This window comes from Roseivirga sp. AWQ4_251 (assembly GCF_056158225.1).
In genome coordinates, this window is the sequence record NZ_JBSWSW010000002.1 from 516,030 (window position 1) to 529,797 (window position 13,768).

The following is a 13,768-nucleotide window of genomic DNA, read 5'->3' on the forward strand; positions in this document are numbered from 1 at the left end:
AAAATCAAAGATTTACCATCTAAAAAGCAATCAAAAACAACCAGCCATGAAATTTAAAATCCTTCTTTCGTTCATATTTTTAGCCTTTTATTTTGCCTCCTTTGGACAAGGAAAACAGTCCAAAGACATTAAACCAACCGATGAAAAAGGGCTGATAAAAGTATCCATTATGTATCCATTTGCTGAAGGAAAGACTTTCGATATGGAGTATTATGAAAGTAAACACATGCCAATGGTGGCAAAATTATTAGGTTCTAACCTTGTGAAATACACCATAGAAAAAGGCATCGCTAGTGGGATTCCGAACACTCCATTACCATATGCTGCAATCGGAATTTTTTATGTAAAAAGCCTGAGCGAATATCAGGCTGCCATAACACCAAACAGAGAAGCCATCAGAGCCGATTTCCCTAATTACACCAATATTACACCCGTTATTTTGGTCAGCGAAGTTGTTAAATAAGGTTACCAATAGAGGGGAGTCATATTTTTTAAGTTATTTTTATCCTATATAATTCTGAAATATGAAAACTGACAAAGTATTAAAGCCACTCTTAATATGGCTCCCTTCCGTTGTTCTCATGCTATTTTTTATTCCTAACGCGCTGGATAAAATTCTTCACTCGGACCAAACCGGAAAAATTGTAGCCAATAGTGCTGCACTTATCGGCACAGGTATTTTTCTACTGATTTCCTCTGCACTTTTTCTCTATAACAAAACTCTGTTGATTGGGGCTACACTACTCGCTTTGTACATGACTTTCATTGTGTTTGTACACATGTATAGAGGAAAACCTTATGAAGTAACCCTTATGATTGTAATTGCTACGGTGTTTGCCGCCTACCTTCGTAAGCCAAAGTTATTTGAGTAGTTTTTTAAACTGATTAATCCGAAATTTCTATCCTGACAAACCTTATTGCTTAAAGATTAGCATGAAATCCATTTTGATTTTTTTGGTCTCAACGCTTTCTCTGTTGCAAACCGACCGAATAGTATATATTCAACAACGTTTTCAGGAAATCAATAATAATATTGAGAAATACCAGAAGGTTGAATCTTCAGACATTAATGTCCTTAAAGACATCAACCCAAATAACTACTCTTATGAGTCAACCCAAATTCATAATATAGCCACCGCAAAACTTGTGAGATATTACAAAGGAAGTGCATTAGTGAAGGCTGAAGTATTTTTTGACGGAGATAGACAAAATCTTAAAAGTGAATACTACTTCGATTCAACGGGGCTTCTGTTTGTCTTTCGACAACGAACTGATTTTGATGAACCGAAATGGTCTGAATTATTTGATGAGAATGACCGAAATGTTACAGAAAACAGATTCTATTTCGATTCAGGCAAGTTAATTCGATGGATTAACGAACAAGGAAACATCAAAGAAGAACTTACCCCTGAACTTTCTAAGCGATCGAAAGAAGTACTTTTAGACGCTGAACTTTACAAACAGTTCAAAGACATTTAAAATCTTAAAATTCGATCAAGTGAGATATTCTTGTCTGTACATTCTCTTTATTCTTTCTCGTTCAATGTTCAGTCAAGAAATGAATAGCGGCCTGATTATGCCCATATCTGACGAAGAATTCAAAGCTTGTTGCATTTTCATCCCGCCTTCAGGACTAATGGCTTATGATCACCCCAATGGAAAGCAAATTGCAGAAATTGTAGCTGACGATACAGACCAAAATAATGAATTCTACAAGGCTTTTATTAAAGAAGGTAAAGACTTAAAGGAATTTGAATCCACTGATTTATATATGGTGGGTTATGAAGTAATGGCCATTGTATATGTCGATAGACGAGATGGATTTGTAAAAACCAACAATGGATACTGGCTAAAAAAAGAAGAATTGCAGTCCAAAGGCTTGATGCCCATGACATGGATGAAGTTCTTAATTCATAAGAAAGATGTTATGGGGTGGTATGCTTCGGAATCGGGTCTGAATTTAAGGATAGATCCCTCAACAAATTCAAAAATACTTGCGGTACTCAAGGGTGATCTATGGGAAATCACACCAACTGAAGAAACCAATGGGCCTTGGTGCAAGGTTACAGTAAAGCAATATAAAGAGCATCCTTGTGTAAACGGAGAAAGTATCCTAATTCAGACATTAACGGGCTGGGTTAAACTCGTTGATGACAATGGAAACCCCAATGTATGGAACTACTCTAAAGGCTGTTAACAGCATGTAATTTCCACGATGAGAATCAAATGATATTCAAATTTTCTGCCAACTTACTATATTGATCTAAATACCTTCTGATAGTATGAGCGATCCACAAACAAACACTCATTTTGCCCCCGAGCTTCATATTCCAAATGGTACTTTCAATATCGATTTCTATTTGAAATGGGGAGCAAACCTACATTTCTGTTTTCGCAATGACGATGAGAGCATACACGTAGCGGAATTGGATATTGATGGCGCTATTTTCCATGTTCACGAAACCATGAGCAATGCGCTTGAACCTACCAGCGCTAAGGGAGTCACCGCGGTTATCGGCCTATTTGTTCCTGATGTAGATGAGGTAATGAAAAGAGCCATTGAGGCTGGCGCTACAGAAATCAATCCGCCAACAGACCATGATTACGGTTACAGACAAGGCATGTTCAAAGATCCTTTTGGGCATTTATGGCAGATCCAGAAAAAGATCGATGTTCAATAACTTTTCATTCAACGAACATTTCACTCCCTAATCATAGATTTCAATCCCTTCAACGCCTTGCCCTAACAAGCGAGTTTTGTTACTTTGTTTTGGATTATAAAACCCCATACACATGTCCATAAGCAAAGAATCGGAACTTGAAGGAATGAAAAAGATCAGCGAAGTAGTGGCCACCACACTCAAGCTGATGAGAGAATATGCACAAGTGGGCATGTCAACCAAAGAATTGGATGAATATGGCGGTGAAATCCTAAAAAGTTATGGGGCAAAATCCGCTCCTTTCGAAACTTACGGTTTCCCTGGTTATTCTTGCATCAGTGTGAATCAGGAAGCGGCTCATGGTATTCCTACTCACAAGAAAATTTTGAAAGAAGGCGACTTAATCAACATCGATGTATCGGCTGAATTAAATGGCTTTTGGTCAGACAATGGTGGTTCTTTTGTTCTAGGAAACGACTTGCATCGCCACCAACCTTTGGTGGATGCGTCAAAAGAGATTCTTCGCAAAGCCATTTACAGCATCAAAGGCGGGGTTAGAATCTCGGATATTGGCTACCTGATTGAAACCGAAGCTAAAAAGTCGGGCTTTAAGGTGATTAAAAATTTGGCTGGGCATGGTGTAGGTCGTAGCCTTCACGAAGCCCCTGACGACATTCTAAATTACAGGGTGAAAACGAACAGAGAACGTTTTAAAAAGAACACCACGGTAGCCGTTGAAACTTTTATTTCTACCCATTCCACTTTGGCTGTTGAACAAAACGATGGCTGGACATTGGTGGGGAATCGCGGTGGCTTTGTAACCCAACACGAACACACTATTTTAATCACAGATAACGAACCTGTCATTTTAACCCAAGCCAACGGTATTTGGGACTAGGCTCACCAACATGACAGATGTTATTCAGATTTGGAAATCGCTAAGGCGAATCGAGAAGCCCGATTATTCTCCAGAGGAACGGCAACATGAAGTCTGGGAAGATACCTCTGTATCGAAAACGGGATATTTGGACGGGAAAATACTTTTACTGCCTGTGGATTCCAGTCCCGAACCCAATCTAAAAACCGATGATTTAGTCATTATTCAAGATATTCACGGCTTTGATACCTTTACGATTAAAAAGGATTGTAACCATCAAAATCTGCCTGAGCACTATTACAGCCACATTTTGGCTTCGAACCCACAATTGGCAAGTTTTAGCCGACCGTCTAAACCTCGTTCTTTCGAGATTTTCAAATTTGAAAAAAACGAATCAGGAGGCTTTGATATCCACTTAAACTACACTGCCAATCATTTTTACATTGGCCTCCCCGAAAGAGAAGATCATAAAATTGCAGAGTTGTACGCGGGCAAACCCATAAGGTATAAAGTCAATGGAAAGGCGGATTTTACGCTGAGCAGCCGCAAACAAAGAACCTTTTACGAATACGATTATATTTTTGAATTCCTAGGCGAAGCTAAGTCAATCACTTTCAAGGAAATGAGCCAAATTGAAAAAGTGAAATCCATTCCCCTCCACTGCAAATTGGTGGATGAAAGAAGGATTTTGAGGTAATATTTAAAAACATAAGGTCACCATGGAAAACACAACAGAAAAAACGCTGCAACAGAACACTGGCGCCACACCTTTCGCTCAAACTTATTTTCATGGTACAAAAGCCGATTTAAGGATTGGAGACTTAATTCAGCCAGGCTATAATTCTAATTACGGACAAAGAAAAAGCGCCAAATATATTTTTCTGAGTGCCACCTTAGACGCTGCCATTTGGGGAGCCGAACTGGCTTTTGGCGAAGCTCGCGAAAGAATTTATTTGGTAGAACCGATGGGAGTAATTGAAAACGATCCCGACTTAACCGACAGAAAATTCCCTGGAAATCCGACCATGTCGTATCGTTCTACAGAACCTTTCAAAGTTGTTGGAGAAGTAACTATGTGGCAAAGCCATCCTCAAGCACAAGTAAAAGCCATGAAAGATGCTCTGCAAAAGCTCAATGAACAAGGAATAAACTCTTTAAACGATGAGTAGGAGATGGCTTAATGCAACTTCATATGCTTTATGCAACCCCTCTTTTATTTTGCAGTCTCTAGAAAAGCTTGAAAAAACTGCAAAACATGAAAACCTCAATCACTTTTCTTCTTCTTCTTTCACTCCTATTTTTCCATAAAGCATATGCACAACCAGATCAATTGAGACAACCCATCCCTGAACTTCCTTTCGCTACTTTGAAGGATTCAGGGATAAATAAAGATTCAATTGAAAGCCTCCTAAAAACCATTAATGAAACTCCACCTAATGATTTCCGTGGGCTAGTTGTTATAAAAAACAATCACATAGTTATTGAAGAATATTTCAACACGTTTTGGAGAAGTTCTCTTCATGATATCCGATCGGCAGGTAAAAGCGTAACCTCCATGCTTTTGGGTATCGCTATAAAGGATGGCCTTGTGAAAGATTTAGATCAAGATGTTTATTCCTTCTTTTCGAAAAACAAATACCCTTCGCTTAATGAAGATTATAAGCAGATCAAAATCAAACATTTGCTGAATATGGCTTCAGGATTAGATGCTGATACTGACAATTCTAAAACGGTTGGTCATGCGGTAAAGTGGATTGCAAAAGATGATTGGAAGGACTATATATTGAGTGTTCCGCTGGTTCGTAAACCAGGCGAAAAATGGGTTTATGCGGATATAAACCCGCTGCTGATTTCTGCTATAATTGAAGAAAGGTCTGGTATAAGTCTTAGGGATTACGCCAAGACAAAACTGTTCGATCCTTTAGGAATAATGCAATTCTATTGGTTTACCAATGCTACCGACCAAACAGGTGCGGCAGGCAATCTTTATCTCTCTACGCTTGATTTTGCCAAACTAGGTGTTCTAGTGCTCAATCAAGGAAAGTGGCAAAACACGCCAATCATTAATCCGGACTATATCAATCTATTGTCTCATGAAGTCTTTGACCTTACAGCCGACAATCCCTATTCAGACGCCTATGGCATGCTTTGGTATAAATCGCACCGTACCTTCGGAAAGAATAAGATAAGCTATCTATTTGCGTCTGGAAATGGGGGCAATCACCTAATAGTCATTCCTGAAAAACAAATGGTTATTGCTTTAACTTCCAGCGCGTATGGTCAAGGTTATGGTCACCGAAGATCTTATAATATCATGAGTAAAATCCTTTCCTCATTGGACTAAACAGACATTAAATTCTCAGGCCTGTTTCAAGAATAAATCAGGGTTTGCTTCTTATATTTCTTACCAGCAAAGGGCTGATCCATTTTTCAGTATCGTTTTGCTACTTTAGTAAACTAGGAAAAGTGCTTACACATTGTACCAAGCATGAAGCCAGCAACCTTAAAGTAAAGTAAGATGAACAAATCAATATTCTTAATTTCAATTTCGGCAATATTGCTGGGTTGCAACCCCATTAACAAAAACACGCAAGACATGGAAGCACAAAAAAATGAGCAAGACAACACACCCAAAGTAACAGGAATTGGAGGGGTTTTCTTTTCTTCTGACGACCCTCAAGCTACCAGAGATTGGTATGCAAAGAACCTTGGGCTCGAAATTAACGATTGGGGCAGTTCTAGTTTTGAATCCAGAAACATCAATAATCCTGAGGAAGTAAACTCTCTTCAATGGACACCTTTTAAAAGGGAGAGTGACTATTTTTCTCCATCTAAAAAGGAGTTTATGATCAACTACAGAGTTCAAAACATCGAAGCACTAGTCGCTAAATTGAAAGAAAATGGGGTTACGGTTCTCGATAGCATTGTTAGTTATGACTTCGGGAAGTTCGTTCATATTATGGATATGGAAGGCAATAAGCTTGAACTATGGGAGCCCATAAACGAATAATTTGGTATAACCTGCGTTTGCTAAATGATAGTTTCATGCAAATGCTAGGAATCTCCTTCTAAAATGAAAAACCGAATATGCTTCCTTCTGTTCATTGGGTTTATGCTCGGTTGTACGGCATCAAAAACTTCTTCGATTGTAGCCGACAGTTATGATGCCTCAAACAATATTACAACGCTCACGCTATTCCCTTATGGCAATATTGACATTCCTGGCCAATGGAAAAGAACTCATTACTACGAAATAAGTAAGCAGTATTTCTTTGAGGATGTTGATTCTACTTCTATTGCGGTTACTTTAAACCCATTGGACATGTATCCCTTTTACGATAAATCACTTACTGACAGAGACTTTACTAGAAAGTTTTACGAATGGGAAAGAGTTTATTACGAAGAACAGGGGTTTAAAATAACCGAAAAACATGCTGAAGACAACTTCATAATCTGGGCAGTCAGTGGTCAAAACACCAACACTACTTTGCTTTATGGCACCAAGAACAAGTTGGCTTATAATTTTGCGGTTTTCGGCAATAATTGGGCAGAAGAAAAAAAGATAGATTTTCTGAAAAAACTATTTGCAGAAAATTAGGAAACCTATCTAGTAAAGCAACAGATTGAAAATATCTCACTGGAATCTACACACCTTTCATTTTTGACCAGAGACAAATACCCAAAAAGTTTATGGGAATTGAGGTAAGAGGAGGAACACCTAAGCTAGAAATGCCCAATGAATTTAAGAACATCGATAGAGACACGGAATATATTTGGGCATATCAGAGGTTCGAACAATTTGTTGACCACAACGCTGATGTAATTCGGAAAAAGCTTCTTAAACCATCTATGACCCGAGAGGACATGCTGGACGCCCTCTGCTTTGGGAATTTCGAAGCACACAAACAAAATTGCATTGAAAGAGAAAATGCAGGTGAAATACCAAAATGGCAAAAGTAATTTCTTCATATCAGCCTGAATACAAACCCTCTTTAATCAAACCTACCTATCAAAATCAGATATATCTCTTCAAAAACCCTATATTCGATCTGATTTTTCAAGAATCTATTTTTAGAAAAGGACAACCTGGTCATTTTGGTTTCCCATAGTTAAATCACATTTCGTTTAAAATCGTCCTAAAACCGAACCATCTTATGACGAAGAAAAAATCTACGTTAATCATCAGAATAGTGCTGGCTGTTGGCACCATTGCATCCTTATTTTTAGTGCCTTGGATTCTTCTAAAAGCATTTTTACTTCCGCTTCCCGATACCATTCAAGGACAAGTCGATCAGGCTATCGACTTAGGCTTTGAAGGCATAATCGTCTATGTAGATGTAAAGGGAGAACCTCCTGCTTTTTATGCTGCTGGCTGGCACGATCCCAAAAAAGAGATACCGGCTTACCCAGAAGCTCTTTTCAAACTGGCTAGCGTTAGTAAACTTTACCACGCGGTTGCCATCACCAAATTGGTGAATGAAGGCCGTTTATCTCTGGATAAAACGGTCGCGGACTACTTCCCTGAATACAAGGATAGAATTGAAAATGCCGACAAAATCACATTGCGAATGATGGTTCAACATCGCAGCGGAATCCCAAACTTCACCAACCTTCACAACTACTGGGCAGCACCAAAAACAACCAATAAAGAGCGTATTGAGCTTATGTTGGATAAGCCCGCAAGCTTTGAACCCGATGAAGATTATGAATACAGCAACACCAATTATGCGCTAATTGCTGAACTGATGGATAAAACTCTTGGATACAACCGATATGAATATTTTCAAAAGGAAATTTTTGATCCTTTGAACTTAAAACACACGTATGCCTCCGTTGCAGAAGTCAATATGGACAGTGTAATGAGCGGTTATCATGTTGGCTATCCGCTAGACTTGAAAGGTGAAAAACAAGGGATGTTGGCCACAGCCCAGGATGTTGGCACCTTCTTAAGAGCATTGAATGACGGTTCGCTTTTAAATGGCCGTGAGCAAGAAATATATTCTTCGATTTACACCTATGAGCATACAGGCTTAATCCCTGGCTATCAAACCATTGCTAAATATCATCAAGACATCGATGCAGTAGTCATTGAATTTACCACACCAACTTATTTTGAAGGATATAATTGGAATTTGGCAGAGATTAATTACAAGCGAATTGTCAAAATCCTTAAAAAGAAGTTGAAGAAGAAGGGCAAATAGTTAAGGGAATTTTCGGTACAAAGCCTCTGAATTTTCTAGCAACATTCACGAAAAGCAATCGTCCTAAAATCAAATCACCCAATGGCGAAGAAGAAATCGAAATTGATCCTCAAAATAGTGTTGGCGGTAGGCACTATCGCTTCATTGTATTTTGTGCCATGGACATTTTTGATGATTTGGCTCACTCCGCTTCCCGACACTGTTCAAGAACAAGTTACCGATGCTACAGACCTTGGCTTTGAAGGCATAATTGTATATGTAGACCAAGCAGGAAAAGAGCCGGGTTTTTATGCTGCAGGTTGGAAAAACCGGGAAAATAAAATCCCTGCCGATCCACATTCGCTTTTCAAAATCGCGAGCATAGGCAAGCTTTACGATGCTCTTGCTATTACCAAATTGGTGGGAGAAAAGCGCTTATCTCTCGATAAAACCTTAGCCGAATATTTCCCTGAGCTGGTGGGAAGAATTGAAAATGCGGATAAAATCACTTTGCGGATGATGGTGCAACATCGCAGTGGAATCCCCAACTTAACGGACACACCCAATTTCTGGATTGACCCTCCCAAAACCAATCAAGAAGCACTTGAACGCGTTCTGGATTTACCTGCCAACTTCGCTCCCGACACAGGTTACCAATACTCCAACACCAATTACCTTCTACTTTCAATGCTGATTGAAAAAGTAGCGGGAAGTAAGTTCGGGTATATCAAAGAGGCTATTCTAGAACCGCTTGGGCTAAAAAACACCTTCGCTTCAATTCATGAAATTAATATGGACGACCTTATGAGCGGCTATTATGTGGGTGTGGAAGAAGATATTAAAACAACCGATTACGGCTCTATGGTGGCGACTGCCGAAGATGTAGGCACTTTTTTACGAGCACTAAATGACGGCTCTATTTTCAAAGAAGATGAGCAAGAAATTTATTCTTCCATCTATGTTTATGAACATACAGGCTTGGCAGCAGGCTACCAAAGCATTGCCAAATACCACAAAGATATTGATGCCGTAGTGATTCAATTTACAAACACAACCGACTTTGAAGGTGACACCTGGGCCTTATCCGAAGTGGTTTATAATCGAATTGTCAAAATACTTAGAAAGGGTTAATTCAACCAAAGGGAAAAACCTGAAGCGGTTAATTCAATCTAAATTGGTAGATGAGAGAAGGATATTGATATAAACACTGAACAAAACACCATGAGAGTTTACCTGACGATCTTATTATTCATCTCCTCCAATCTTTTTGCCCAGCAAACTAAAGAATGGATGAATATGCTCGAAAATCCGGAGTTTCCTATGTTTGAAGAACTGAAGCCAGAAAATAAGCTATCAGAATACTCACATTTCAATTTAGAACAGGCCTTAGCACCAAAGTCAGAAATTTTGGGATACATCGGTTCTGATTATCGGAGGATTAAAGTAGACATCAAATCCATTAACAAAAGTGATAGAACTTCTAATCTTTATTTCATCGAGGGAAACACTACTGTATCCAACAATACCTGTGATTTTGAGGGTACTATCATTATTGAGCAATTCCGAGAATTCATAAATATGGATTATGGTGTGGATAGCATGTATGCAGACGCAGGATTCAAGGCTCAGGGAATTGCTATTGGTAAATACCTATTCGCTGAAAATCCAAAACAAAAACATGTAGGAACATTTCAAGGAATCATTACCCTTTGGTGGTATGTAGATAAAGATGGAAATCTGCACTACTCTGACCTCGGCAAACACTACTCCGATCGCTTCAAGAATAACCAGTACGTTGGAACTTGGACAGAATATGGTAAATCAGAGTCCAAGGTGTGTAATTGGGGTGAGTACAGAATACCATTTTCAGGCGATCTGGATTGGGGTGCTGCTGAGTTTTCTGTTAAACCCAAATATTACAACATGGGGTGGCAAGACTTTGATAGAAAGTGAAACAACAACTTATTCTCCACTAGTCGTAATACCCCGATCGCGACTATAAGTATTCAAAACTTATTGGACCTCTCCTCTTGCATTGAATCTGATTTTATTATTTACTTTGTAATTCAAAGTACTTTTAAGTAATTCAAAATGACAAACGAAAATACTTCAGTAGCACCTCCTTCCTTAGACACTATGGAGAAACGTGCGCTTATTGGTGCAGCCGTAGGTCTGGTGCTCACCTCCCTTTTCATTTTCTCAGCAGACAGTGCAAACCCTGCCTGGTCGAAATTCTGGTTTATCAAGCCCTTAACCCTTACACCAATCGCCACAGCCATGGGCGGAATATTCTTCTATTACATTGAACAGCTGTTCTTCTTTAATGGATGGAAAAAGCCTCTGGCCATTATCATAGGTCTAATCGGTTTTGTAGTAAGTCTTTGGCTGGGAATGGTTCTCGGTTTCAATGGTACTTACTGGAACTAAAAAAATTTAGATACTCACTTTGAAATTCAAAGTGGATTTAAGCCCAAATGTCAAAAATCAAATCAACAACAATGAAGTCAAGTCTAATTCAAAAACTCATCATCATTATCATCATTAGTCTTAGTCCTGCACCGAGCAAGGCACAGAACTACACTGAGCAAATAGATCAGGTATTCCAGTGGATTAAAGCCGATTCTCCAGGTTGCACCTGTGCTCTTTCTCAAAATGGCGAAGTCATATTTAACAAAGCTTATGGCATGGCCAACATGGAGACCCAAAGCCCTTTAACTATCAATTCGGTGCTGGATGCCGGCTCCATGGTGAAGCAATTCGTTGCGGCTGCCACTCTTCTTTTGGTAGATGATGGGAAGCTCTCTTTGACTGCCGACATTCACCAATATATTCCAGAATTGCCGGATTATGGACACAAAATCACCATCGATCACCTCATGACTCATACTTCCGGTGTCAGAGATTGGACAGGGATTAGAATGTTCTCCAGTCAGGATGATGACGCACTGACCATGGTTTTGCGTCAATCTGCTCTCAATTTTCCTCCGGGTGAACAATGGTCATACTCCAATAGTGGTTTCGTACTGTTGAAGGAAATTGTATCCCGCGTAAGCGGTAAAACCTTTGGCGAATTCGTTCAGGAAAGGCTATTCGATAAGTTGGGAATGAAACAAACCAGCTACACTGAACACCCTGAAGATATCCAAAATCGTGCTCTAGCCTATGAAAAGCGTGGAGATGATTGGCAACTGGCCATCTTGGAAGATAATGACCGTGGTGGCGGAGGCGCCCTCATGAGTACCGCCAGCGACCTGCTGATCTGGAACCAGGCATTAACTGAAGGAAATCTCGGTAAATTCGTTACTCAGAAGATTCAGGAACCCGCTAGACTTAACAACGGAAGAGTTTTATCATACGCCAGAGGTCTTTTTGTAGAGGAGGTTGAAGTCGGCAAACTGGTTTGGCATGGAGGCAGCGCCAACGGATACAAATCGGTGATGGGCCGACTACCAAAACATGGTCTTTCCATTGCCATTATGTGTAATGCAGGTGAGGCTGCCGATGCAAGAGCAACCTATGCCGGTCGAATTTTCAGACTTTTTATACCAAAAGAAGAAATCTCTCAACCCGAACATCTCATTACGCCTTCCGCAGAACTTAGCAAAGAGCAATTAGATAGTAAAATGGGGCTCTTTGTGAACGAAGCCAATGGTGACCTAATTCAGCTTGTGTCAGGCAATGGTCGCCTGGCTATTGCCGGTGGCTCACTGCTGACCACCATCGATGCCACCCATTTTAGTAACCCTCAAGGGGATATTGAATACATGTCTTCAGATGAATTCAGCCTGCACTTTAACTCCAATGACCAATTCGTCCTGAACTCCATGGAGGGGACAAGAACTACTTATGTCCGGACCAAGACTGATCCAATATCGGCCGATGATCTGAAGCTCCTGGAGGGTCGTTATCGAAGCGAGGACATCAAATCGACCTTCAAAGTAAGCGCTACTGATTCTGGAATCATCATGAATCTGGAGCATGCACCAATGCAGAGAATTCCTTTTCAGCAGGTACACAAAGACATTTTCCAATTCCGAAGAATGACTGTTCGCTTTTTAAGGAATGAGTTGGGAAAAGTGATTGCCATGGAATACAGCAATCCGGTATTAAGCAAAGTGAAATTCACTGGAATATAATAAGTCAGAGGTACGGTTAATTTGGATGATGTAAATTTGAAAGAATGGATGTTGCAGTCTCTGAAATGGAAGAAAAAGTAGATAAATACTTCGTACAGGAAGGCTCTATCGTTCGCCAAATCTGGGGACATAGCGACACCATTCTTATGATTTTTGCCGGTGGAGCAGCGGAATTTGCCCTTAGCAAATCGGTGGACTGGCTTTTCTTTACCGGCAAGCTTCCGGCCGATCCTATTGGCCGTTTGTTTTCCACTGTCAATTATGCCAAACGCATTGTTTTTTCGAAGGAAAATGATGCTTACAAGGCTATTCAAGACATCAATTCTATTCATCAGAGCCTGGAAAAACGAAGAGGTTACAGAATTCCTGAATGGGCCTATCGCGATGTGCTTTTTATGCTCATCGATTATTCTATCCGTGCCTTTGAGGTGTTGGAACGTCCGCTAACTCAAGTCGAAAAAGAGGAAGTCCTAAGCGTATTCAACAAACTTGGAAATGGCATGCAGATTCCTGACTTACCCCAAAACTTTGCTCACTGGGAAATTGCCAGAGAAGAGCATCTGATGGCAAATCTGAAATACAGTGGTTATACCAGAGATTTATTCGAACAGTACAGGAAGCAGCTTGGGAAAATCCGGTACGACATGCTATTGGGGTTGCAGGGCATGATCGTCCCGAAAAGAGTGCATGAACTAATAGGCTTCAAAAAGGTATCTATCTACCCCACACTCATCTCAGGCTATAAACTGACTAAAACAATGCACCTGGATAATTTCTTTAAGGATTTGATTCTGCCTTCGAAGTATAAGGAAGAGATCAAGGGGCTGGATGAAAAGTTAGGAAATTAGATGATTGGGGAATTGGTCATTAGTAAATTAGTCATTTGTCATTTGTCATTGGTTCATTAGTAATTAG

Annotated in this window: 18 protein-coding genes; all 18 read left to right on the forward strand. The window is 39.9% G+C overall.

The window, feature by feature from the left end; genetic code table 11:
* Positions 1-46: 46 nt before the first annotated feature.
* The 18 genes from ACXACJ_RS16345 to ACXACJ_RS16430 all read left to right on the forward strand — a co-directional run bounded on the left by ACXACJ_RS16345 (position 47) and on the right by ACXACJ_RS16430 (position 13,701).
* Complete coding sequence (locus ACXACJ_RS16345; RefSeq protein ID WP_475135482.1) at positions 47-463, forward strand: EthD family reductase; 417 nt, start codon at positions 47-49, stop codon at positions 461-463.
* Positions 464-524: 61 nt separating this feature from the next.
* Positions 525-872: a hypothetical protein gene (locus tag ACXACJ_RS16350; protein ID WP_475135483.1), complete on the forward strand. Its 348-nt coding sequence runs from the start codon at positions 525-527 to the stop codon at positions 870-872.
* A 61-nt stretch (positions 873-933) separates the two neighbouring features.
* Entirely contained in the window at positions 934-1,479 is a 546-nt protein-coding gene (locus ACXACJ_RS16355) for a hypothetical protein (protein ID WP_475135484.1), read from the forward strand.
* Between the two features lie 19 nt (positions 1,480-1,498).
* Positions 1,499-2,197, forward strand: coding sequence for an SH3 domain-containing protein (locus tag ACXACJ_RS16360; protein ID WP_475135485.1), 699 nt, complete (start codon positions 1,499-1,501; stop codon positions 2,195-2,197).
* Positions 2,198-2,282: 85 nt separating this feature from the next.
* Complete coding sequence (locus tag ACXACJ_RS16365; protein WP_475135486.1) at positions 2,283-2,681, forward strand: VOC family protein; 399 nt, start codon at positions 2,283-2,285, stop codon at positions 2,679-2,681.
* A gap of 112 nt (positions 2,682-2,793) precedes the next feature.
* On the forward strand, positions 2,794-3,558 hold the full coding sequence (map, locus tag ACXACJ_RS16370; RefSeq protein ID WP_475135487.1) for a type I methionyl aminopeptidase: 765 nt from the start codon (positions 2,794-2,796) through the stop codon (positions 3,556-3,558).
* Between the two features lie 10 nt (positions 3,559-3,568).
* A complete protein-coding gene (locus tag ACXACJ_RS16375) occupies positions 3,569-4,234 on the forward strand; it encodes a hypothetical protein (RefSeq protein WP_475135488.1) in 666 nt (221 codons plus the stop codon).
* Positions 4,235-4,256: 22 nt separating this feature from the next.
* Positions 4,257-4,706, forward strand: coding sequence for an NAD(+)--rifampin ADP-ribosyltransferase (arr, locus tag ACXACJ_RS16380; protein ID WP_475135489.1), 450 nt, complete (start codon positions 4,257-4,259; stop codon positions 4,704-4,706).
* 86 nt (positions 4,707-4,792) lie between these two features.
* On the forward strand, positions 4,793-5,881 hold the full coding sequence (locus ACXACJ_RS16385; protein ID WP_475135490.1) for a serine hydrolase domain-containing protein: 1,089 nt from the start codon (positions 4,793-4,795) through the stop codon (positions 5,879-5,881).
* A gap of 252 nt (positions 5,882-6,133) precedes the next feature.
* Complete coding sequence (locus ACXACJ_RS16390) at positions 6,134-6,547, forward strand: VOC family protein (protein WP_475136790.1); 414 nt, start codon at positions 6,134-6,136, stop codon at positions 6,545-6,547.
* 63 nt (positions 6,548-6,610) lie between these two features.
* Complete coding sequence (locus ACXACJ_RS16395) at positions 6,611-7,135, forward strand: hypothetical protein (protein WP_475135491.1); 525 nt, start codon at positions 6,611-6,613, stop codon at positions 7,133-7,135.
* Between the two features lie 92 nt (positions 7,136-7,227).
* On the forward strand, positions 7,228-7,497 hold the full coding sequence (locus ACXACJ_RS16400) for a hypothetical protein (RefSeq protein ID WP_475135492.1): 270 nt from the start codon (positions 7,228-7,230) through the stop codon (positions 7,495-7,497).
* Positions 7,498-7,691: 194 nt separating this feature from the next.
* Positions 7,692-8,738, forward strand: a complete 1,047-nt coding sequence (locus tag ACXACJ_RS16405; protein WP_475135493.1) for a serine hydrolase domain-containing protein — start codon at positions 7,692-7,694, stop codon at positions 8,736-8,738.
* Positions 8,739-8,819: 81 nt separating this feature from the next.
* Complete coding sequence (locus tag ACXACJ_RS16410; RefSeq protein WP_475135494.1) at positions 8,820-9,848, forward strand: serine hydrolase domain-containing protein; 1,029 nt, start codon at positions 8,820-8,822, stop codon at positions 9,846-9,848.
* A 90-nt stretch (positions 9,849-9,938) separates the two neighbouring features.
* A complete protein-coding gene (locus ACXACJ_RS16415; RefSeq protein ID WP_475135495.1) occupies positions 9,939-10,670 on the forward strand; it encodes a hypothetical protein in 732 nt (243 codons plus the stop codon).
* A gap of 138 nt (positions 10,671-10,808) precedes the next feature.
* Complete coding sequence (locus ACXACJ_RS16420; protein WP_475135496.1) at positions 10,809-11,144, forward strand: potassium transporter KefB; 336 nt, start codon at positions 10,809-10,811, stop codon at positions 11,142-11,144.
* 71 nt (positions 11,145-11,215) lie between these two features.
* Positions 11,216-12,853 (forward strand): serine hydrolase domain-containing protein, encoded by a 1,638-nt coding sequence (locus ACXACJ_RS16425; protein WP_475135497.1) that lies wholly within the window; start codon positions 11,216-11,218, stop codon positions 12,851-12,853.
* A gap of 44 nt (positions 12,854-12,897) precedes the next feature.
* A complete protein-coding gene (locus ACXACJ_RS16430; protein WP_475135498.1) occupies positions 12,898-13,701 on the forward strand; it encodes an oxygenase MpaB family protein in 804 nt (267 codons plus the stop codon).
* Positions 13,702-13,768 lie beyond the last annotated feature (67 nt).